Below are 22,893 nucleotides of genomic sequence, written 5' to 3' on the forward strand. Positions count from 1 at the left end.
GAGTACCTCCAGGTAAGTCTTAAATTTGACAAATTAAATCCAGTCACTCGGACTATTTATATTCTTAAAAATGAGATCGTCATTTGAAAATTGAACAGTCATAACATTTACTTCACTGAATAATAACTGAACTTTTCGATTGTTTTTATCTAAAATCTCTTTCATTTTTTCGATGCAATTTCGATGATAGAGCGCAAATAGTGGTTGAAGTTTATCGGACTGGATTGGAACGATTGCATCAACGTTCGTATTTTCTGCCCTTTCGATCATGTTTTTTACAAAGTCAGCTGTAATAAAAGGTGTGTCACATGCTAGGACAAAATACCAGTCTTTGTTTGGTATGTTGGAAAATGCATTGTACATCGCATACAAAGGTCCTTGGTATTCTTTAGCTTCTCCCTCTGTGACAAACTCTAGATGATCATTTTTACTAAAATAAGGAACTAGTTTTTCGTTCGTGGAAATGATAATTGGTGAAATCGAATTTTCCTTTAAGACTTCTACACTATATTCATACAATAATTTGCCTTTAAACGTTTCAAACATTTTTGGTTTACCGTAACGGAATGATTTTCCACCTGCTAAAACGACGCCAGCTATATTCATTGCCTATTTAATTCTTCCACAAAATGTTGGCATGTCGGTAAAATTAATTTTGTCATTGCTAGATTTACTGCGTTTTTTGAACCTGGAATTACGTAGATCGCTTTATCGTGAAAGCTACCTGCGATTGCTCTACTAAACATAGCCTTTGGACCAATTTCTGTATAACTTAATGAACGGAACAATTCTCCAAATCCTTGCATTTCTTTATCAAGTATTTTTGAAATTGCTTCATATGTAACATCTCTTTTCGTAAAACCAGTACCACCCGTTATGATCATAACTTGAATCGTTTCATCTTCACTCCATGATCTAACAATCGCTTCGATCAATGCTATTTCATCTTTTGTGATTTTATAATCATGGACGATATGTTTTTGCTCATCTAATAAAGCTTTAATTAATTTACCGCTCTCATCATTTTCAACAGTTCTAGTATCACTAACTGTTAAAACCGCTGCGTTAACAATCGCTTTTTCATTATGCTTATGCATCATTCTACCTACTTTCAAGCTTGATAAAATCCATTAACCCCCACTTACTGGTGGAATAAAAGCAACAGTATCTCCATCATTTACAATTTCGTCATCCGTTACAAACTCTTCATTTACTGCAGTCATAATCTGATTCAATTGTGGTAAATCATAGTTAGCCATAAGCCAGTTTTTTAACTCTTTAACGTTGATTCCATTTTTATCGGTCACTGTTAATTCATCAGTTCCAGCTTTCTCTCGTAAATGAGCAAATAATAATACTTTAATCATTTTGATTCCTCCACACTTGGTTTTCCTTCTTGGTATGGTGTATTTTCTAATTGGTCACCGATCCACATCGTACCATCTTCCCAAAACTCTTTTTTCCAGATCGGAACGATTTGTTTAATTCGTTCGATTGCGTATTCATTTGCTTCGTATGCAACTTTACGGTGCGGAGAGGAAACTGCAATCACAACGGCAATATCACTAATCTCTAATCTTCCAACTCTATGAGTAATCGCAACAATAGCTTCTGGCCATTTCCCGTTGATTTCATCACCAATTTGGGCAAGTTTTTTTACGGCCATTGATTCATATGCTTGATACTCTAGCGACAAAGTCTTTTTTCCTTTTGTTAACTCTCTAACTGTACCAATAAAAACAGTAATGGCTCCTGCATTTCTACTTTTTACTTTATCTGAAACTTCCTCAACAACAATCGGTGTATTGACAATATTAAATAATGTTTGTTCCAAGTAAATCACTTCACTTTTCTTAAATTAATAGTGTTCTAATTATTTACTTATAAGCAGGTATGAAGTCATACCAAGGCCATTTACTTCCTTCATGGTCTTCTAATAATAATAAGTCGACCGACATACCTTTTTCATATTTTCTAGTTCCTCCAGGTAATACAATAAAAGCATCCGTATATGGTAATGAAGATACGGCGCTAGACTTATCAAAACCTGCTGGAATGGCTGTTAATTTACCTTCGCGATAAACAATTTTACCTCTTACAAATCTTGTAAAAGGATTTGGTTTTGGAAAGTTTTCTCCTAAAATTGCACTGACTCTTTTTAAATGTGGTGTTTCGTTAAATAAATAAGTTTGGATAATCGGTCTAACAAATAGCTCAAATCCAACAAAACAAGCAGAAGGATTTCCAGATAAACCGAATAATAATTTATTTTCAAAATGCGCTACTGTTGTTACACTTCCTGGACGCATGGCAATTTTATTAAATAAAACTGTAGCACCTAATCTTGCATAAATATCTGGTAAATAGTCATAATCACCGACAGATACTCCACCAGTTGTAATTAGAATATCAACTTGCTCTAGGGCATTTTGAACTTCTGAAAAACAAGTATCCAAATCATCGCTAAACTTTCCTAAATATTTAGGGATTGCACCTGCTTTTTGAATTTGAGCGAGAACCATATAAGAATTACTATTGCGAATTTTACCAGGTTCAAGCGGTTCACCCACATCTAGAAGCTCACTCCCTGTTGCAATGACTCCGATGACTGGCTTTTTCGCTACAGGAACTTGACTATATCCAAATGTAGCAAGTAAAGCGATCACGCCCGGGTTGATTTCAGTTCCCTTTTTAACAAGAATATCACCTTTAAGCGTTTCTTCCCCTTGGAATGAAATATTATCGCCTTTTTGATAAGAACGTTTAATTTCAATAAACGTTTTACCTTCAGTTTTTATCTCTTTCGCTAATTCAAGCATGACAACGGCGGAACAACCTTGTGGTATTTGAGCTCCTGTCATAATACGAACGGCCTGTAATGGTCCTACTTCATTTGGAAAAACTGAACCAGCCCCAATTTCGCCAACTACTTCAAAGATTGTTGGATTTTCATTGCTTGTAAGAATAGTATCTTCCGCTCGAATCGCAAAGCCATCATATGGAGAACGGTCAAAAGCAGGTATATCCTGATCAGCTTGTAGATCATCAGCTAGTACTCGTCCATATGCTAAATCGATTGATACCATTTCTTGTGATCCGTGTTTGGCAAAATCCATCACTTTACGAACTGCTTCTTCGATCGGTAGTGGTACGCGTTTTTCAACCATTCTTTTCATCCTCTCATTATTAACCTAATAAACGATAATATAGTTTTTTAGCTTCTTGTATATCATTTGTTTCGTGAACAAAAACCCTTCCATCCTGGAAAACAACAAATCGATAATCTTCTATCTGACAAGAGATCAAATAAGGATTTCGTTGAACTTTTCCGTGTTGTTTTAGTTGAATTTCTAGTTCATTAAAGTCATAATTTTTAGTCGTTGAAGGCCTAATTTGAACCGTATTTCGCCCACAAAGTGTACTTGTTTTCGTTTGATTTTCAAAGGCTAAATAAGGATACGTCCTATTTGTTCCACATGAAGGACAATCATCTGATTTGAGTTTCGTCACTTTAAAGGAATAATGCTGATTATTCCATAAATCAAATGTAAGAAATTTTGGATTAACCGCTGAATAATCCTCAACTAATAGTTTTAAAACTTCAGCAACCTGGTATGCCGCTACTAATTGTACCGCAGGACTAATGACTCCAGCTGTGTCACAAGTCACACCAGGTACTGGTAAACTTTTTAATATACAGTTTAAACAAGGAGTTTTACTAGGTAGAATCGTGCAACACATACCAAAGCTCCCAACACAAGAGCCATACACCCACGGAATGTCATATTTCTGTGATAAATCATTTATGATAAAGCGAATATCAAAATTATCTGTTGCATCAATCATAACATCAGTGTCCTTCAAATGGACTTCCATATTATCTGCACATGCATCCATTACTAGTGAATTGATAATCACATCTGAATTTATTTTTTGGAGACGCCCTTTAGCGGCAATTACTTTCGGCAATTTCTCAAATGCATCTTCTTCGGTATAAAGCTGTTGCCTTTGCAAGTTACTCATTTCAACATAATCTCGGTCAATTAAAGTTAACTTTCCAATTCCAGCTCTAACAAGTGCCTCCGCGCTAGCACTTCCTAACGCACCTGCCCCAACAATTAAAACATGCTTCTTTCTAATTAATTCTTGTCCATTTTCACCAATCGGGGTAAAAAGCTGCTGACGCGAATAACGTTCTGACATAAGATATCCTCCATTAAAGAGCAGGACCTAGCGAAAGAGATAAAAAGTTTTCTCCGGGTATCCTCACCAATTTTTTTGCTTTTCTTGTTTTCTCTCTATTGAACTACTCACCACTTAACACCCTTACAGGTTGATTGAAGTGGGAGATTCTTGGGAACAGAGCATACTTGCTAGTGTTATTTCTTTACCAGCAGAGGCTTCTCTTATTTGCCAAGCTATCCCCGTAGATTCCTACGGTTCTATGTTTATTTAGGCCAAAGATAATATTCGTAAGCCTTCAACTAGAATATTTTTACTGGCGTTTAGATCACGATCATGATGTTGTTGGCAATTTGGACAGGTCCATTCCCTGATTGCAAGAGGTTTCTTACCATTTTGGTGCCCACAATCGGAACATATTTGACTGGATGGAAACCATTTACTCACTTTTATGATTGTTTTACCGTACCATGTTGCTTTATATTCTAATTTCGCTAAAAATGCAGACCATGATACATCAGAGATTGATTTGGCTAATTTGTGATTACGTAACATTCCTTTCGTATTCAGGTTTTCGATACAGATTAGATCGTGGTTTTTGATGATTTCTGTACTCAACTTGTTAAGGAAATCGTCACGTTGATTCAATACTCTTTCGTGTAATCTAGCGACTTTTCGTTTTTGTTTCTGATAGTTTTTTGCATCAAGAAGGCTAATCCCATTCTTGTTAGCATGTAACGCACGTCTTGAAAGTTTTCGCTGTTCACGTTTTAGTTTCTTTTCCATTTTGGCAGTAAATTTATTGTTGTCAATTTTACGACCGTCAGAAAAAATGGCAAAATCAGTGATGCCTAAGTCCATTCCAATCGATGATTCAGTTTTCTCCATTGGTTGTACGTCTACTTCTGTAAGAATGGAAACAAAGTATTTATCACTTATCACTTGGAGTTCGTCTAACGGTCGCATTCAGAACACGACCATGTACTTCACGACTTTTAGCAAAACGCACAAGACCGAGTTTAGGAAGTTTCATTTTGTTTCCGACAACGGCAATATTGCCGTTTGTTTCTTTTGTTGTATAGGATTGAACTCGATTCTTTTTAGACTTAAAGCGTGGTACATTATTCTGCTTGTTGAAGAATCGCGAATACGAATCTGCGAGGTTTTTCAGTGAGGATTGAAGCGCAATACTGTCAACTTCTTTAAGCCATACTAATTCTTTTTTCAATTTTGTTAATTCAGCAGAACAAGAATTGTATGTTAATCCTTGGCCAGTTTCTTTGTATGTGTCTTTCCATTGTCCTAGAAAGTGATTGAATACAAAACGACTACATCCAATCGTTTTGGCGATTAATGTTTCCTGTTCTTTAGTTGGATAGAGACGGAATTTATATGCTTTATTGACTAGCATTGTTTTCACCTCACTTCATTCCTTGATTTTTAATCTATTTCTTAACTACATTGATGGGAGAACCACCAGATATAGCCTTTCTTTACTTTAGACTGAGCAGATTATTGAGTTCTGAAGCAGACAACAAAAAAGCCTTTAGACATAAGCACTCCTAGCCGACATTCATCTCCCACCTATTACTTGTGTTGTCACAACTTCACGTAACCTTAGGAAGGCGTCTTCTGTCGAATAATGATAAATAAAGCAGCATTAAGAAATCCTCATCATATAAGGAGTTCTGAATGCTGCTTAATTTCTCTGCTAAACGAACAGAGATACCAATCATCACTTTCTAATTTTTAGTTAAAGCATTATACAGAAATTGCATAAGCTCCAAACCTTCTATTATTGGTAATGATTAACCACCTATATGGGACATTTCAATTTTATGTGATGATTTATCATTCATTTTTTTCGTATTACTTAATCGCTCATCTGAATAACGGTCAGTTCGATTGCTCCATATCGAAAGAATGGTTTCTTTTATTTGTTCATCATCTTGGTTAGATCTTACCAATTCTTTTAAATCATAACCTTTTGTTGCAAATAAACAAGTATATAATTTGCCTTCTGCAGATATACGTGCTCTTGTGCAAGTTGAACAAAATGAATCGGTCACTGAAGAAATAATGCCAATTTCCTCATCACTATCTTTATAACGATATCGATTCGCAACTTCTCCTACATAATTAGCTTCTTTAAATTCTAATGGCATGACTTCATTGATCGTATCGATGATTGTTTTTTTTCCTACTACTTCATCGAGCCTCCAGCCGTTATAATTTCCAACATCCATATACTCAATAAAACGAAGAATATGTTTTTTCTCTTTAAAATATTGTGCCATCGGGATAATATCTTGTTCATTCTTGCCTTTTTGAACAACCATATTGATTTTAACCTTCATTCCGATAGCAGAAGCAGCTTGAATCCCTTCAAGCACAGACATGACATTTCCTCGATTACCAGTCATATATGAAAATCGTTCTTCATCTAGAGAGTCTATGCTTACGGTCACTCTTCTTAAACCAGCTTCATATAAATCCTTTGCAAACTTTTTAAGTAAAGTACCGTTTGTTGTTAAAGCAATATCTTCAACACCATCTATTTTATTTAATCGTTCAATCAGTTTAGGTAAGTTTTTACGTAATAAAGGTTCTCCACCAGTAATTCTAATTTTTCTTACCCCTAAAGATACAAAAATACGCGTTAATCTTTCAATTTCATCAAAGGATAGTATTTTATCTTGTGATAAAAAAGAATAGTCCTGACCAAAAATTTCTTCCGGCATACAATAACGGCAACGAAAATTGCAGCGATCGGTAACAGATATACGTAAATCCTGTAAAGGTCGATGATGTTTATCCAATGCAACATTTTTCATAACCATTGCCTCACTTCTTTTTATTTCATAAATTGTTTTTAAGATTCTATTTCAGAATCCGCTTTGAATGAGTATATACATTAAGTGACTGATTTCGAATAAATCCCACTGTCGTAATACCTAATTCTTCAGCTAATTGAAGAGCTAATTCTGTTGGAGCTGATTTAGTTAGAATGACCTCACAACCAATTTTAGCTACTTTTAATAAAATTTCAGAAGATAATCGCCCACTAAAAACAATTATTTTATCTGAAATACGAATATTATTTTTTAGACAATATCCATAAATTTTATCTAAAGCATTATGCCTACCAATATCCATTCTATTCAAAACAATCCCATTTAAATCACATAAAGCTGCATTATGCACTCCACCTGTTTCATGAAACAAAAATGCGGACTGTTGCATTTCTTTCATTAATCGAAAACAATCCTGAAATGATAGTTGAACATTCACTTCTTTCATTTTTTTTGCAGTTAATGCATCATTTACAAAAACAAACCCTTGTCTACTCATTCCACAGCATGATGTAATATATCTTTTACTTTGAATATCTTTATAATAAGGATTAATATTCTTTGTTTTTACATGGACGAAGCCTTCTTTTTCTTGGAACCATATGTTTTCAATATCCTCGTATTTACGGATAACCCCTTCGGATGCTAAAAATCCTACGACCATATCCTCGATATATTCTGGGGTACAGACCATCGTAACCAATTCTTGTCCATTAATTTTTACCGTAACGGGAAATTCTGTGACAACGCTGTCTTCAATATCGTTTGTTTCACCATTTTCAAAGCGGAGAATTCTTCTTCTCACTTCAGTTGGTAGCATCGTTAAAGATTCCCTTCTTCTTGAACTATTTTTTATATCGTATTTTCTCAAAAAAATATTCATTAAGAGATGAACCTTTCAATTCGTTTTTTGATTAAAAGGTTCATCTCCTATTATTAAACTCTTTTCTATTAAATACAAATTGTTTTTTCTATTATTCTTTTAGACCTTTTCCCATACCTTTTAGAAAATTAATCCCAAAACCAACTGCACGATTTACATCAGGATCTTTTAAAACTTTTACTAAATCAAGAATCCCTACTTTATCATCCTTTTCAAGATGTTTATTTCCTTCATCGATTCCTTTTGTTACGGAATTGATCAGCTTTGTTGTTAACTCTGGGTCCACACTTGAAAGTGCACCAGCAGCTCCCATTATATTATTGATGATATTCGTGACTGGCTCGCGGTTCATTTGTCCTAAAGCAATTTTTGTAATCTTCTCTTTCGATTGTAGCATTGAATTTGCAGCTTCAAGGACACCCGTATCATTTAATTCAGAAACGATATTTAAAATTTTATTTAATGAGTCTTCATTTTCTGCTAATAAAAGCTTCAAATCCTCTAGTTTCTGCTGATTTTGCTCTTCCTTAGTTGGTACGTATTTTTGAATCGTCGTGATTGGTTGTGCCATCTTTTTTCCCGTTGCCAAAAACTTATAAAAACCACTAAAAACCTATTATTTTTATAGATCTTGTTTATTTCCCTGTTCTACGTGTTCGATTTTGCCGAAGCTACTTTCGTTTGATATAACACTCCAAGGGCGTAAATTCGGATACAACAAATCCTACATATCAGTAGTGACTTCTAAGTGTCAGATTACTAATTTATATCGTGACAAATTGATTGCAGCGTTAAAATCTCTATCTATTTCATGACCGCATTCACATTTAAAAATTCGGTCTGATAGTTTTAAATTTTTTTTCAAATTCCCACAACTTGAACACGTTTTAGAAGATGGGTACCATTTATCAGCTTCAACAAATTCAATGCCATATTTTTCACATTTATATTGAATTTGGCGTTTAAATTTACATAAACATTGCTTCGCGATTGCTTTTGACAAGTGCTTATTCTTCATCATTCCCTTGATGTTTAAAGTTTCCATTACGATGCGATATGGTTTGGTTTTCACGATTTCGCTCGTGGATTGATGAAGATGATTTAGTCTGATATTTGTCAACCTTCTATGGAGGTGTTGTATCTTCTTTTCGATTTTTATAATGTTGCTTGTTTTGACAAAACGGTTTCCCTCCTTATTCATTTCATATTTACGAGAAACTTGACGCTGCAACCTACGTAGGCGTTTCTCTGCACTTCTAATAGTGCTTGTTTTATTAATATTTTTCTTCTTGGTGCCATTTGAGCATACAGCTAGTTCTTTTATCCCTACGTCAATACCAAGTGAGAGATCTGTTAGTACAACTGATTCTTTTAAAACCTCAACACTAACAGAAAGATACCAGTATTTCCCATCGTGACTTATTCTAGGATTATAGTATTTTTCATCCGGTATTACTTCTGAAGCTACAATCCAACCGACTTTTTCAATCAACACTTTCTTTTCTTTTACTTTCAACTTCTCATTATCGTTATAAAAGGATGGTTTTGATTTTCTTTTATTTTTGAATCGTGGTTTATCTGCTAACCCTTTAAAGAACTTTCCATAAGCAATACAAAGATCTTTTATCGATTGCTTTGTAATGTTATTCGATACTTCATACAACCAAGAAAATTCATCAGTTTGTTTTAATACAGTTAATTCCTTTCTTAATATGCCGTCAGAAATAAACCTCCCACCTGTTTTATAATTTTCTTCCTGCTTAGCCAATGCCCAATTATATGCCCACCGAGCTGTACCAACTGATTTCCAAAATTGTATTTCTTGTTCTTTAGTTGGCCTTAATCTGATTCTCTTCGCAAGAATCATTGATTTGTGCCAACTTGTAATAGTTTGTTTAGTTTCACCGATCGAATCAAATGTCAAAATCCTCACCTCATGTACATTTAAACACAATGGGTGAATTTCAATTAGAACGAATTGTGATATTTTTATAAATTTTAATAGGTTAAAATTAACTGTAGTAAACCTTTATTTTGTCGTTAAGTGGACGTATCCTTTTCGTTCCCATTTACGCTGTACCTCAACTCCATTTTGAGGGTTGCGCTTTTTATTACGTGGGTTCGATTTTGGCAACGGACTTTCACCTTCTACACGTAATACTTCCATCCGTACTTTCGTTTGTTTATAAGCTGGTGTATTTGTACGGTGATCTTTAGCTGGACCTGTTAAGAAATTGATTGCAGATTCTTTACTTGTTGAATTCATCGGTAAGAACAACTCATTTTTTTGAACTCGGTCCGTAACTAGTGCTGGTAATTTCAGCGCTCCATATGGTGATACTAATCGAACTAATGAGCCATCTTTAATACCACGTTCACTCGCAAGCTCTGGTGAAACCTCTACAAAAATCTCAGGTACTTTTAATTGAATACCGTATGATTTATTCGTCATATTCCCTTCATGGAAATGCTCAAGCATACGACCATTATTTATTAATAGGTCAAACTCTTCTGCAAACTCAACAGGTTCCATCCAATCAGCTAAAGCAAATCTTGCCTTTTTATCAGGGAAATTAAAACCATTCTCATAAAGAAGTGGCGTACTTGCTCCGTCTAAGCTACCCCAAAGGAAACTATCCCAGCCTTCCATTACATCGTAGCTTGCTTGTGAGAATAGTGGTGCTAAACTTGCCATTTCAGCGAAAATATCACCTGGATGCTGATAATTCCAATTTGCACCTAATCGGTTTGCAATTTCTTGGACAATCCACCAGTCAGCCTTTGATTCACCAAGAGTCGGTAATGCTTGATATAATCTTTGTACTCGACGCTCAGTATTTGTAAATGTTCCTTCTTTTTCAAGTGATGGCGCAGCAGGTAAAATAACATCCGCATACTGTGCTGTTTTTGAGAAGAAGAGATCTTGTACGACAAAGAAGTCCAAATCTGATAACACTTCATGTACGTGGTTTGCATTACAATCGACAAGCGCCATATCTTCACCAACTAAGTACATAGCTTTCATTTCGCCTTTTTCGATCGATTGAAGCATTTGGATATTATCTAAACCAGGTTTTCCTCCGATTTCAACACCCCACGCTTTTTCAAACTTCATGCGTGCCCTGTCATCCGTTACATGTTGGTAACCAGGAAGCCAGCCAGGAAGAGTACCCATATCACAAGCACCTTGTACATTATTGTGACCACGAAGCGGATAAGCGCCAGCACCAGGGCGTCTGTAGTTTCCTGTTGCAAGCAATAAGTTCGAGATCGCAGCAGATGTATCAGAACCACCAGTGTTTTGTGTCACGCCCATGCCCCATAAAATACAAGTACCATCCGCTTCATGAATCATTTCAGCTATTTGAATTAACGTTTCCTTTGAAATGCCAGTTACACTTTCGGCATATTCAAGCGTATATTTCTCAAGTACAACTTTAAAATCTTCAAAGAAATGAACATTCTCATAAATGAATTTCAAGTCATGCCAGCCTTGGTCAATGATATATTTAGTTACAGCCATTAACCATACTTGGTCTGTCCCTTGTTTTGGTCTAATAAAGATGTCAGAGCGTTCTGCCATTTCATTTTTACGAAGATCGGCAACAATCAGTTTTTGACCATGTAATTTATGTGCTCGCTTAACTCTTGTCGCAAGTACAGGATGACCTTCTGCTGGATTCGCACCGACGATTATAACTAGGCCAGCTTTTGCGATATCCTTTATTGTTCCTGCATCTCCACCCATACCAACTGTACGGAATAATCCATCTGTTGCTGGTGATTGACAATAACGTGAGCAATTATCTACATTATTTGTTTCGAATACTTGTCGTGCTAACTTCTGAATTAAATAGTTTTCTTCATTCGTAATTTTCGAAGATGAAATAAATCCTACAGAGCCTTTTCCATATTCTTGTTTAATGGAACCAAGTTTACTTGCGACTAAATCAAGGGCTTCATTCCAGCTCGCTTCAACAAATACGCCATTTTTGCGAATTAAAGGCTTTGTAATTCGTTCTTCTGAATTAACAAAATCCCAACCAAATTTACCTTTTACACAAGTCGAAATTGCATTAACTGGTGCATCAGAGCTTGGTTGAACTTTTAAGATTTTTCGATCCTTCGTCCAAACCTCGAATGTACAACCAACACCACAGAAAGTACAAACTGTTTTTGTCTTTTTCGTACGTGTTTCACGCATTGCTGCTTCAACCTCTGAAACTGCGAAAATACCACTATATCCAGGCTCTACTTTTTTGACTAAATCGATCATCGGATCAAGTAACTCATCGTTTAATCCAGTCATAAAACCGGCTTCACCAAGCATTGATTTTTCCATTAATGCATTACAAGGACAAATCGTTACACATTGACCACAACTTACACATGAAGAATCATTAATCGAAACACCCTTGTCCCAAATAACACGTGGACGGTCGGCTTCCCAATCGATCGATAATGTCTCATTTACTTGAAGATTTTGACATACTTCCACACACTGTCCACAAGCAATACATTGATTTGGATCATATCGATAAAAAGGATGTGTCAAGTCTACTTCACAAGAAGCAACCTTTGGCTGATAAGGATACTTTTGGTGTTCAATGCCCATTTCTTCTACCGTATTATGTAGCTTACAATTTCCATTGTTATTATCACAAACTGTGCAATATAATAAATGATTTTCTAATAAACGATCCATTGCTTCAGTTTGAGCTTCCTTCGCTCTAGGTGAAGTCAATTGAATATTCATTCCGCTCATTGCTTCAGTTGAACATGAACGTTTTAGTTCACCATTAATTTCGACAATACAAGTATCACAAGTTTGAATTGGATCGACTTCAGGAACATAACAAATTTGTGGATGACTAATTTCATTTTGATTGATGATTTGTAAGATTGTAGAACCTTGCTTTGCGATTACTTCTTTTCCGTCAATCGTGATTGTAACCATGTTATTTTTCACGGTTTTCCTCCCCTTTTTTCACATAAAAAAATCCACCATGAATACACATACCCGATTAATAGGTTTTATGTCTTCATGGTGGAATAGTTTATTAGCAAATCGTACTAACATACCAATCCATTTTTTAGTTTACTAAATTGATAGAGTCATAACATCTCCCATACTATGATTCCATCTCAATAAGCTTATTATAATCTTAAAATGCTAATTAAACAATAGAGTCACGATATGAAAGTAAAACGCTTACAATCTTTTTTATTTACTTACCGTTGATTTTAATTTCTCAGCATTTTTATTTAGTTTATTAACTGCTTCACTGTACTCTTCTTCCAGCTCATCTATAATGTCGGCAATTGAACTGATTTTTGTAATTGCCCCAACACCGTGACCAGCAGACCAAATTTCTTTCCATGCCTTCGCATTTGACTCATTTTTCATACCATCGAAATCGACTTTATCTTTCTTTTTCAAAGTTTCAGGATCAAGACCAGCCTTCACAATGCTAGGAATTAACATATTCGCTTTCACACCAGAAAATGCATCAGTTAGGACGATATCATCTTGCGTTGCATCAACTAACATTTGGCGGTATTCATCATTTGCTAAGCTTTCCTTCGCAACAATGAAGCGTGTTCCCATATAAGCTAAATCAGCACCCGCAGCTTGTGCAGCCAATATACTTTTACCAGTTGAAATCCCACCTGCTAACACAATAATGCCGTCCCAGAACGTACGAACACTATCAACGAACGCAAATCCATTTAAATTTCCTGCATGTCCACCAGCACCTGATGCAACTAAAATTAGTCCATCTACACCAGCCTCTGCTGCTTTTTTAGCAAACTTCATATCACTAACATCAGCGAATACTAGTCCACCATAACTATGTACAATATCAACTACTACTTTTGGAGAGCCTAATGAAGTAATGACAAGCTCAGGCTTATGTTTTTTCAACAGCTCAAGCTCTTCTTGTAATCTACTATAAGAGCTATGAACGACCATATTCATTGCCCATGGTGCAATTTTACGCTCAGGCTCATTTGCGCGCGCTAAAGCAAGATGATCATTTAATTGACCCATCCATTGATCAAGTACCTCAATCGGTCGAGCATTCGGTGCTGGAAAAGATCCAATTACACCATTTAAACAGGCTGCCTCTACTAGCTCAGGACCAGAAACTAAAAACATCGGTGCAGAAATAGCCGGCACCCTCAGTTGACTCCACCATTTTTCAGGAATTTGTTTACTCATTTACATGTCCCTCTTTTCTTTACGGAATATTCTGATTATAAATAATGATACATTAGTAAACTATCCTTTTCAACTCTATCTCTTTCAAAAATGCTTCTTGAAGGCTATACGAAATAGCTAAGTTACTAAACTTGATATACAAATATAATATAGTGAATAATAAAAAAGGAACTTATATACTAATTACACTAATAGATTCGTAAATTTAATAATCTTATACTTAAATAGTAGATAGAAAAATATTATTAGAATGACAGTGAACCATTATATAATTAATTTACACTTTTTAGTCCTATACTTTCTCTTAACCCGTTCAAAATAAAAAAAGGAAAAAATTTCTTCATCAAAACAAATTATGACAGAGTTCGACCAAAGAAAATTGTAGAATAGTCACATATAAGTAAATAATGTAATATAATTGTAATATTCTAATCTGAATTTCAGTAAACATTGATAGATGGACTACTTGGTTATGGGAGGAATTATTTTGGAAAGCACTTTAAATGTTAAAGGAAATAATATTCAACGAAGAAGATCGTTTAAACGGTCATTGCCTTGGCATTTCATTTTGATTGGCATCATTATTATTATGACACTCATCATCGTGTTCAGCTATCGGGCTAACCACTTTAATGCTCAAATCAAAGTAAACGGCATAAATTTAGGTGGTCTGAATGCAGAACAGGCACTAAAAAAATTAAAAACTAGCGAACTTAAAAATATCGTTTATGTTGGCGACCAGAAAGTCTTGGATGGAAAAGATACAAAAATGAACTTTACGGAAAATGATCTGCCGGCTATTAAAAAAATAGTAAAAAACCAGCGCACGTTTTTTCCTTCATCAAAAGAAAAAAATTATTCTTTAATGCCGAGTAAACGAGATGAAGAGCAAATTCACTCAATGAAAAAACAGATTGAAGATAAACTTCTCACACTTAATAAGAGCTTAAAAGCTCCAAAAGATGCGACTGTTCAATTGAAACAAGGTAAAATTATTGTCTCTAAAGGCATTAGCGGTGAGCAGTATGATGTTGATCGTCTACTAAATGATTATAAAGGACAAGAGTATACTAGTATAATCCGTCTAAAACCTGTATACATACAACCAATCAAAGAAGACAATCAAATTGTGAAAAATGAAAAGAAAAAACTTCAAGTACTACTAGGGAGAACAGTTCAATATAAGGTTCAGGATAAAGTTTATTCTTTAAATGCGAGTGAATACATTCAAAATGCTTCTGTGTCAAAAGATATGAAAGTTACAATCGACTCTAGTAATCTTAAAAACAAGATTGCTGAAGTAAATAATTCTCAATCTACATTAAATAAAAATTTTACATTTAAGACACATTCAGGATCAGTCATTTCAGTTAAAGGAGAAGGCTATGGCTGGGCATTAGATGTTGATAGAGAATCATCACTAGTTCAGCAGGCTTTTGAAACAGGTGAAAAATCGATTACTCCTACTCATATTATCGGAAATGGCTGGAACAATGAAGGTTATGGATATAATACGACCACAAACAATGGAATTGGCGATACATATGCTGAAGTGTCGATTGCCGAACAGCGTATTTGGCTTTATAAAAATGGCAAATTGGTTATCACAACGAATGTCGTTACTGGTAAACACGTCACTGGTGAAGATACTTCAAAAGGAGTTTGGTATATCCTTTATAAACGAACACCATCAATCCTAAGGGGCTCACATGTAGGTCTTGGTTCTTATGAAGTTAAGGTCGATTATTGGGCACCATTTACAAACAGCGGACAAGGTTTCCACGATGCTAGCTGGCGTAGCAATTGGTCAAGCAATGCCTATCAAACTGCAGGCTCGGGTGGCTGCGTTAACACTCCACCTAGTCTTATGAAAACCGTATATGATAATCTCAGCACATACGAACCGGTAGTCATCTACTAAAAAATAGCATAATCAAAAACACTGAAACCCCATATTACGTTTCAGTGTTTTTTTTATGATTAGTTTAATATCGTTACTTTCACTTGTTTTCTTCCAAAATTAATCGCATCTTGTTTATTTGGAATAAATACATCAATTCGATTTCCTTTGATGGCACCGCCAGTATCTCCAGCGATTGCTACTCCATAACCTTCTACATTCACTTTACTTCCAAGCGGGATTACACTTGGATCAACGGAAATGACTTTAGTATTTGGATGCTCTTTTAAGTTGATTCCAGTAGCCGTAATGCCAGTACAACCTTTACAAGAAGCTGTATAAGCTGATGCTTCCATTGTTATTACTTTTAAACCAGCTGAATCATTTGATTTAGATTCACTTTCTTTTGTTGTTGGTGCACTTTCTTTTGTTGTTGATGCACTTTCCTTTGCTGCTGGTACACTCTCTTTTGTTGCTGGTGCACTTTCTTTTGCTGCTGGTTCACTTTCTTTTGTTATTGATGCACTTTCCTTTGTTGCTGGTACAATTTCCTTTGTTTTAGGAACATCTTCTCTTGAAGCCGATACAGTCTTTGAAGATTCTTGTACTGACTTCACTGTTGAAGTAGTTTTAGAATTTGTTGCAAGATTTGTATTTGTCATTTTTGATTGAGCTATATTTTTTACACCTTCAAAGATTACTAGGTTTAATCCAGGTTGAATTAGATCTGTATGTATATTGTTCCATTCTTGAAGTTGCGATACTGTTACATCATGATTTTGTGCAATATCCCATAATGTATCACCCTTTTTAACTTCATAATGTTTTTCTGGTGCAATGACCAGTTTATCACCAGGATGAATTAAGTCTGAAGTAATCCCGTTTAACATTTTAGTATTTTCAACGGTGGCATTATTTGCACGTGATAGATCCCACAAGGTATCCCCTTTTTTAACGTTGACGGTAGCAGCCTGTACATTAGCACTTACAGATACTGAGAGTGCAGCAGCTGCTAAAATGGTTGTAACTTTAATTTTGTTAATCATTTCTTTTTACCCTCCATGTTCCTTTACTTGCTAATTTTGAATAATCGTAACATAGATTTTTCTCAAAAAAAGTAACAGGGAGATGATAAATCATTTCCTTTCATCGCATGTTTATTACAGGTATTTAACTAAAATTACTGAGCAAACAGCAAAAAAGAGCTTATTCTCAAACTCTTCTCAAAGTAAATTGCCCTTATTACTCGGTATTTAGCCCTTCCTTTTTATCGTTTAAAACTATTTCAAAATCTGACGAAGGAAATTACATAAATTACAATAGATAAACAATTTCTACAATGAGTTTTTTCTTTGAAGGCTCTGTTAGCGTAGATTGTTGATTTTTTTATTCAAGTCAATGGCTGTTTAATTCAATAAAATTCTTACCATTAAAGACGAAATTCCCCCAATATTCTAATATAGATTACTTTGCGATAATTCTATCTAAATGAACTATGCCTTTGGGAGTGAGATCCAGTTATTTTTACATTAATTTTAGTTTTTTCATTAATCAATGGCTTCGTTACACATAATGATGCATCATCTATGCCTATTGGGGCGTTTTTGATGGATATTTTTTATTATTAATTATATTTTTTATTATCCTATTCTTATTTAAGGGATATAAAAAAGGAGTAATATTCAAAGGAAATTACTTTTGGATGGGTTATTTCACGGTCTTAGCTGTTTATATGATTAATGATATAATTCATTACTTACTAAACTAAAAACATTATGTAAACTCTTGTATGCCTTTATCGAATACAAAGGAACTTTGGAGGGGAATTAGATTGAATGCTACGCTAGCTATAATAATTGGATTTCTATTGGTAGCTTTTTCACTTTATACACGGAAAAAGAAATGATATGTACTTGTTTGTAAAAATAAAAGCAAAATACAAGCAACTTACGGATGTATTATTTGAAAGAGAATTGACTGCTTCGGGTCTCTTTTATTTGACTAATGGCATTTACTTACATAATTTTCCAAAATAATAGGCATATTACTAAACCAACTCATATTAGTTTTTATATAATAATATTACATTTCTTGTTTTACTTTTTTACCAATATCACCTATTTTTAGAGAAACTTCACTTGTGAGTTTCTCTCTTTTTACAACTTGTTTGCCTTTGCCCGATATATAAATTAATCAAAAAAAGAGAATCCTCCAGTATGGGATTCTCATTTTTTATTTTTAACCAACTAAGCATGTAATAGTTGAAGATTCAAGAAGGCTTTTCTTTCTGTAATATCATGGAAAGTATGTGTTTTTATATATTGGTAGGAACCAAAGTAATTTAATCCTATTACTTTGGATTAAAAGAAATTTTGATATTTCATCGTAAAATAATAAACAAGAGTTAAAAGAGCTAAAATTGAAAAGTTATAAAAGCTAAACCTGATAAGGTACTTTTTACTTTTTTGTGGATCTCTCTTAATAAAAAGTTTAAATGAAATTACACTTGCGAGGGAAGCTACAATTGTACCAAGTCCACCTAAGTTTACACCTACTAATAAAGGCTGCCAATTCACTGAGAATTTTGATAAAAAAATCGCAGCTGGTACATTGCTTATCAGTTGGCTTAAAAATATGGAACTGAAAAAGATTGATGTGGGACTTTTGAGATTTTCGCTAGCAAATGTGTGTATTACCTTTAATTCCGATATGTTTCCTATAAATATAAAAAAACAGATAAAAGTAATAAGCAATAAATAATCAATTTTCTTCAATAATTTTATATCAAGTATACATGCGGTTCCTAATGCGATCATAAACGCAAGTTTGTAGCTTAAAACCCCTAGTATGGATACAGATATGATGCCAAATAGTATCCCCCATACTGTTGCCTTTTTTTTATTTTTTATAGGAATATTCGGAAGTTCCATTTCCAATGTTTTACTATTCAATCTTTGATTAAATACCAATAATAGAACAATTCCCAAAACCACTATTAGAACAATTGTTGTGAAAAATTGTATAGGTCTTATTCCGTAGTTAGTAAAGATAAAAAGATTTTGTGGATTTCCCATAGGAGTTAGGCTGCTTCCGATGTTAGCCGCAATTGTCTCTAGTATAATAGTATCTAACATAGAAGTTTGTATAATCTTACTTATAATAAGTGTTAATGGTACAAATGTTATTAGCGCCACATCATTCGTTACAAGCATGGAACTAAAAAAGCATAATAAAATTAGGATTGCTGAAACACTTTTACTATTATGACATTTACTCAGTATAGCAATGGCGAATTTATCCAATAGTTTTAGATCTTCCAGGGCCTTAACTACTAGCATCAGATTAAATAAACTGATTAATACTTCAAAATTTATATAATCTAGTTTTGGTGCATGGAAAAAACAGCTTACGATTGCTAATAAGAGTGATATGGTAAATACAATGTCTTTTTTTATAATTCCAAATTTCAATTTCACATTTTTTTCGTTTTCTACATAAATATATTCTTTCATCAATCCCCCTCCAGTACTTTTCTATTCTACTACACACCCCTGTTTCTTGCATTTGAAACCTCAATGCACTTAAAAAATACCATAATTCCCTTTAAATCACAGCTATAGGAGTCTAAAAAAGAAAAAAGGTAATTGAGTATGCATACTCATTTACCTCTTTTTTAAATTAAAAATACATGTACTTATTTTGATTCAATTGAATTAGCTGGTAATTTATCAAGCTCAAGATGATTTCTCAAACTTTTTGTTATCGCATTTACGCTAGATTGATCCGGCATATAATAGTAAATTCTGTTAATATAATCGTCTTTTCCTTCCAATTTTAATGTCGTGATGTTTTTAGGATTAGCTTCTTTCATGTCATTGAATAAGTATAATCCTTCAGACAAGCTCATATTTGTTTTGACATTTTTACTAAATACACCTGCATATTGATCTATTTTAAATAATGTTTTCGGAGACTTTAATTTATCGATAATTGCCAGCATAGCTTGTTGTTGACGTTCTTCACGTCCAAAATCACCACGTGGATCGCGCTTTCTCATTCGAGCATAGGCTAAAGCTTCTGTTCCATTTAGATGTTGATTTCCTTTTTTGAAGTAAACCTTATAACGTGGTTTAGTATCTGTATATTGCCAAAAATCAAATGGAACATCAACATCAATTCCACCAATCTCATCGACAATATTTTTAAAACCACCAAAATCTACAGTAACATAATAATCGATTGGGACATGTAAAAAATTTTCTACTGTATTTACAGTTGATTGAAGACCACTATTATATGCACCATTAATTTTAGATTTTCTTTTTTGAGCTGGAATTTCCACGTACGTATCACGAGGAATACTCATTTTTTGTATTGTTTTATCTTTGGGATTTACAGTTACTAAAATGATGGAATCAGTTCTACCACCTTTACCCTTTGTTGCGTAGTTTTCTATTCCAAGAAATAAAATGGAAAAAGGTTGAGTATCTTTTATTTCTTGTTTACGCAAATTTGAGTGAAGAACTTCACCCTGGGTAGCATTCTGTAATTTATAATATGTTCTTATTCCCTTATATCCAATAAATGCTATAAGAATTAGAACGATCAACAGCAATATTTTAAGAGGCTTTCTTTTTGTTTTTTTGATTTTATTACGCTTTTCTTCCATTTGAGCTCCTTTTGAGATAATTGTATGGTCTATAATTTTTAATCAGAATATTTAAGATGAAAAATGACTAGAATAATTTAAACATTTATGTCGTTATACTACAATACATATTTTGTTAAATTTTTTTAATGAATAAATTAAAAAGAATAAATTTAAATACAATTTTAGCAACGTAGTTTTAAATCTAAACTTGCTATCTATATTGTTAGCGGCATTAGCGGAAATTATCATATTTAATAAGTAACAAATTTTTAGCTGGAATTGTTACTCGAACTTTAGACTAATTTTGCTTCAAAAATCAACGTTTATATTAAACAGAGCCCCTCTAAAAAAGAAAAAGGACCTATAATAATAGGCCCCTACACAAAATTAAACGCGATATTCATCCGCTCGCCAATTTTTAATAGTTTGTTTAATCTCTTTCGAACTCAGTCCTTCATTTACCGCTCTTTCACTTAACGCTACAAATTCCTCATCACTTGAAAATCGTAATGCAATGATTTGCCCCATTGTTAAATGAGGATTTAACGGTTTACCTGTTAGCGTAAAGTGACGAAAATTTTCTTCCATTCGAATGACACGGTCTTGTACTTTGTTGGAATAAATTCTTGTTAGAAAAAACGAAACAACTAATAAAAACGATGTAACTAAAATAAATACTGCTAACCAAATTTGATCGTTATTTTTTATGGCGCTACACAAGTTAACGATTGAACCAATGATTGTGATTAACGCTAGTGGTGCCCCAAAAAAGTGGAAAACTGGATGATACCTAACGTGATGATCTAAGCTTTGCGGTTTCATATGTACATCTCTCCTCTAATATGTTTTATGTACCCTATTCTAACATTATTAATCTTACTACTTATTTATCATTAAAGAATTTTTATTTACAATAAAAAAATCTAATAAGTCCAAAAAAGACTTACTAGATTTGAATTTAAATTATATTCTTTTTTCAAACACTGCTTCACTTAATACACTATACATATTTTCAACACCTTCATTAGAAGATTCAAAAGTATATGCATTTTCTTTTAAAATTCCAAGGCTACTTGCTACTTTTACTACATCTATATTTGCTCCCATGAATATAAATTCCCAATTATACTTTTCTTGTTGGTGATGGATCAGCTGTTTCACTTTCCTATACGTAAATTCAACGCTCGCATTCTCTAATCCATCAGTAGTAATAACAAATATGACTTTACCAGGTCTTTCCATCTCGTTACATAAAGACAATCTGTTGCCTACATTTAAGATGGTTTTACCTACCGCATCTAAAAGTGCAGTCGTGCCCCTTACAAAATAATCTTTATTTGTTAATTTAACTTCTTGTGCATTGCGTCCATTCCATAAAACTTCATACTGGTCGCCAAAAAGCACTGTTGTTACATTTGTTTCTCCATCAAAACTACTTTGTTTTTTAATAAATGCGTTAAATCCACCGATTGTATCACTTTCAAGTCCAGCCATTGAACCACTTCTATCGATTAAAAATATGATTTCTGTTTTATTACTATTCATTCTTAATCAGCCACTTCATTCTTGATGTTATAATAGTAACTGAATTAATTAGTAGATAGGTCGCCTTTAAAGAGACATTTTGGAAGGGGGAATTTAACATGCTTAACCAAGAATTTTTGATTGAATTACAACTATATGTAAAACGCCATTTAGATGAAGTAATAATAGAAGAAATACATTTTAGTCAGAATGAAATGTATGCTGCTGAGCCTTTAGAAAATATAGAGATTGAAGCATTTATTAAAAACAAACTAAAACCAACATTTAAAGAGCTCTTATTTATTTTTATTGATAAAAAAAATGTCAGTGATCCACTAATCTATAAAAAGGCGGGAATTGACCGAAAACATTTTTCAAAAATCCGCTCTATTCCCAATTATCTTCCAAAGAAAAATACAATAATTGCTTTATCCCTAGCACTTGAACTAAATAAAATTGAAACGAGCGATCTTTTAAATTCTGCTGGCTATACATTATCAGACAGCGATTTAACTGATTTAGTTATAAAATTTTTCCTAGAGAAAAACATTTATGATATCGATTTAGTCAACGAAGCATTGAACCACTTTAATTTAAATCCACTAATAAAATAAATCAGCAAAATAAAAAAACATCTTAAATCACTTTTTTCTAAAAGTGATTAATAGATGTTTTTTT

19 protein-coding genes and 1 pseudogene are annotated in these 22,893 nt (G+C 33.7%); 2 read left to right on the top strand and 18 right to left on the bottom strand.

Annotated elements, in window-relative coordinates; all coding sequences use genetic code 11:
* Positions 1-33: 33 nt before the first annotated feature.
* The 13 genes and pseudogenes from ACFVRR_RS17945 to ACFVRR_RS18005 form a co-directional block, all read right to left on the bottom strand.
* Entirely contained in the window at positions 34-606 is a 573-nt protein-coding gene (locus tag ACFVRR_RS17945; protein ID WP_387331345.1) for a molybdenum cofactor guanylyltransferase, read from the bottom strand.
* Positions 603-1,097, bottom strand: a complete 495-nt coding sequence (locus ACFVRR_RS17950) for a MogA/MoaB family molybdenum cofactor biosynthesis protein (protein WP_387331347.1) — start codon at positions 1,095-1,097, stop codon at positions 603-605. Before ACFVRR_RS17950 ends, ACFVRR_RS17945 begins: the two co-directional genes overlap by 4 nt.
* Before the next feature lie 33 nt (positions 1,098-1,130).
* Entirely contained in the window at positions 1,131-1,367 is a 237-nt protein-coding gene (gene moaD, locus ACFVRR_RS17955) for a molybdopterin converting factor subunit 1 (protein ID WP_097974136.1), read from the bottom strand.
* Positions 1,364-1,834, bottom strand: a complete 471-nt coding sequence (locus ACFVRR_RS17960; protein WP_387331349.1) for a molybdenum cofactor biosynthesis protein MoaE — start codon at positions 1,832-1,834, stop codon at positions 1,364-1,366. The genes moaD and ACFVRR_RS17960 overlap by 4 nt, the downstream gene beginning before the upstream one ends.
* A 43-nt stretch (positions 1,835-1,877) precedes the next feature.
* On the bottom strand, positions 1,878-3,167 hold the full coding sequence (locus tag ACFVRR_RS17965) for a molybdopterin molybdotransferase MoeA (RefSeq protein ID WP_387331351.1): 1,290 nt from the start codon (positions 3,165-3,167) through the stop codon (positions 1,878-1,880).
* 19 nt (positions 3,168-3,186) lie between these two features.
* Positions 3,187-4,203, bottom strand: a complete 1,017-nt coding sequence (locus ACFVRR_RS17970; protein WP_387331353.1) for a molybdopterin-synthase adenylyltransferase MoeB — start codon at positions 4,201-4,203, stop codon at positions 3,187-3,189.
* A gap of 249 nt (positions 4,204-4,452) precedes the next feature.
* Positions 4,453-5,593: pseudogene (tnpB, locus tag ACFVRR_RS17975) on the bottom strand (IS200/IS605 family element RNA-guided endonuclease TnpB).
* A 397-nt stretch (positions 5,594-5,990) separates the two neighbouring features.
* Positions 5,991-7,016: a GTP 3',8-cyclase MoaA gene (moaA, locus tag ACFVRR_RS17980; RefSeq protein ID WP_387331355.1), complete on the bottom strand. Its 1,026-nt coding sequence runs from the start codon at positions 7,014-7,016 to the stop codon at positions 5,991-5,993.
* A gap of 46 nt (positions 7,017-7,062) precedes the next feature.
* Positions 7,063-7,854 carry a formate dehydrogenase accessory sulfurtransferase FdhD gene (gene fdhD / locus ACFVRR_RS17985; protein WP_387331497.1) on the bottom strand — a complete coding sequence of 264 codons (792 nt, stop codon included), beginning with the start codon at positions 7,852-7,854 and terminating at the stop codon, positions 7,063-7,065.
* A gap of 154 nt (positions 7,855-8,008) precedes the next feature.
* Positions 8,009-8,488, bottom strand: coding sequence for a helical membrane plugin domain-containing protein (locus ACFVRR_RS17990; protein ID WP_129688351.1), 480 nt, complete (start codon positions 8,486-8,488; stop codon positions 8,009-8,011).
* 180 nt (positions 8,489-8,668) lie between these two features.
* On the bottom strand, positions 8,669-9,784 hold the full coding sequence (locus tag ACFVRR_RS17995) for an RNA-guided endonuclease InsQ/TnpB family protein (RefSeq protein ID WP_387331499.1): 1,116 nt from the start codon (positions 9,782-9,784) through the stop codon (positions 8,669-8,671).
* A gap of 162 nt (positions 9,785-9,946) precedes the next feature.
* Entirely contained in the window at positions 9,947-12,874 is a 2,928-nt protein-coding gene (gene fdhF, locus ACFVRR_RS18000) for a formate dehydrogenase subunit alpha (protein WP_387331501.1), read from the bottom strand.
* A 267-nt stretch (positions 12,875-13,141) separates the two neighbouring features.
* The gene (locus ACFVRR_RS18005; RefSeq protein WP_387331357.1) at positions 13,142-14,140 is read right to left on the bottom strand and encodes an NAD(P)H-dependent flavin oxidoreductase; all 999 of its coding nucleotides are present in this window, start codon (positions 14,138-14,140) and stop codon (positions 13,142-13,144) included.
* Positions 14,141-14,612: 472 nt separating this feature from the next.
* Here ACFVRR_RS18005 and ACFVRR_RS18010 point away from each other — a divergent pair, with 472 nt between their 5' ends.
* Positions 14,613-16,061 carry a L,D-transpeptidase family protein gene (locus ACFVRR_RS18010; RefSeq protein WP_387331359.1) on the top strand — a complete coding sequence of 483 codons (1,449 nt, stop codon included), beginning with the start codon at positions 14,613-14,615 and terminating at the stop codon, positions 16,059-16,061.
* A gap of 59 nt (positions 16,062-16,120) precedes the next feature.
* Here ACFVRR_RS18010 and ACFVRR_RS18015 read toward each other — a convergent pair whose 3' ends face one another.
* The 5 genes from ACFVRR_RS18015 to ACFVRR_RS18035 form a co-directional block, all read right to left on the bottom strand.
* The gene (locus ACFVRR_RS18015; protein ID WP_387331361.1) at positions 16,121-17,086 is read right to left on the bottom strand and encodes a LysM peptidoglycan-binding domain-containing protein; all 966 of its coding nucleotides are present in this window, start codon (positions 17,084-17,086) and stop codon (positions 16,121-16,123) included.
* Positions 17,087-18,400: 1,314 nt separating this feature from the next.
* On the bottom strand, positions 18,401-19,552 hold the full coding sequence (locus tag ACFVRR_RS18020; protein ID WP_387331363.1) for an SLC13 family permease: 1,152 nt from the start codon (positions 19,550-19,552) through the stop codon (positions 18,401-18,403).
* Positions 19,553-19,734: 182 nt separating this feature from the next.
* The gene (locus tag ACFVRR_RS18025; protein ID WP_387331365.1) at positions 19,735-20,709 is read right to left on the bottom strand and encodes an LCP family protein; all 975 of its coding nucleotides are present in this window, start codon (positions 20,707-20,709) and stop codon (positions 19,735-19,737) included.
* A 369-nt stretch (positions 20,710-21,078) separates the two neighbouring features.
* Positions 21,079-21,513, bottom strand: a complete 435-nt coding sequence (locus ACFVRR_RS18030) for a DUF6526 family protein (protein ID WP_387331367.1) — start codon at positions 21,511-21,513, stop codon at positions 21,079-21,081.
* Positions 21,514-21,654: 141 nt separating this feature from the next.
* The gene (locus tag ACFVRR_RS18035) at positions 21,655-22,236 is read right to left on the bottom strand and encodes a vWA domain-containing protein (protein ID WP_387331369.1); all 582 of its coding nucleotides are present in this window, start codon (positions 22,234-22,236) and stop codon (positions 21,655-21,657) included.
* A 98-nt stretch (positions 22,237-22,334) separates the two neighbouring features.
* Here ACFVRR_RS18035 and ACFVRR_RS18040 point away from each other — a divergent pair, with 98 nt between their 5' ends.
* Positions 22,335-22,829 carry a hypothetical protein gene (locus ACFVRR_RS18040; protein WP_387331370.1) on the top strand — a complete coding sequence of 165 codons (495 nt, stop codon included), beginning with the start codon at positions 22,335-22,337 and terminating at the stop codon, positions 22,827-22,829.
* Positions 22,830-22,893: the final 64 nt, after the last annotated feature.

It is taken from the genome of Gottfriedia sp. NPDC057948, assembly GCF_042887255.1.
Taxonomy (GTDB): Bacteria; Bacillota; Bacilli; order Bacillales; family Bacillaceae_G; genus Gottfriedia.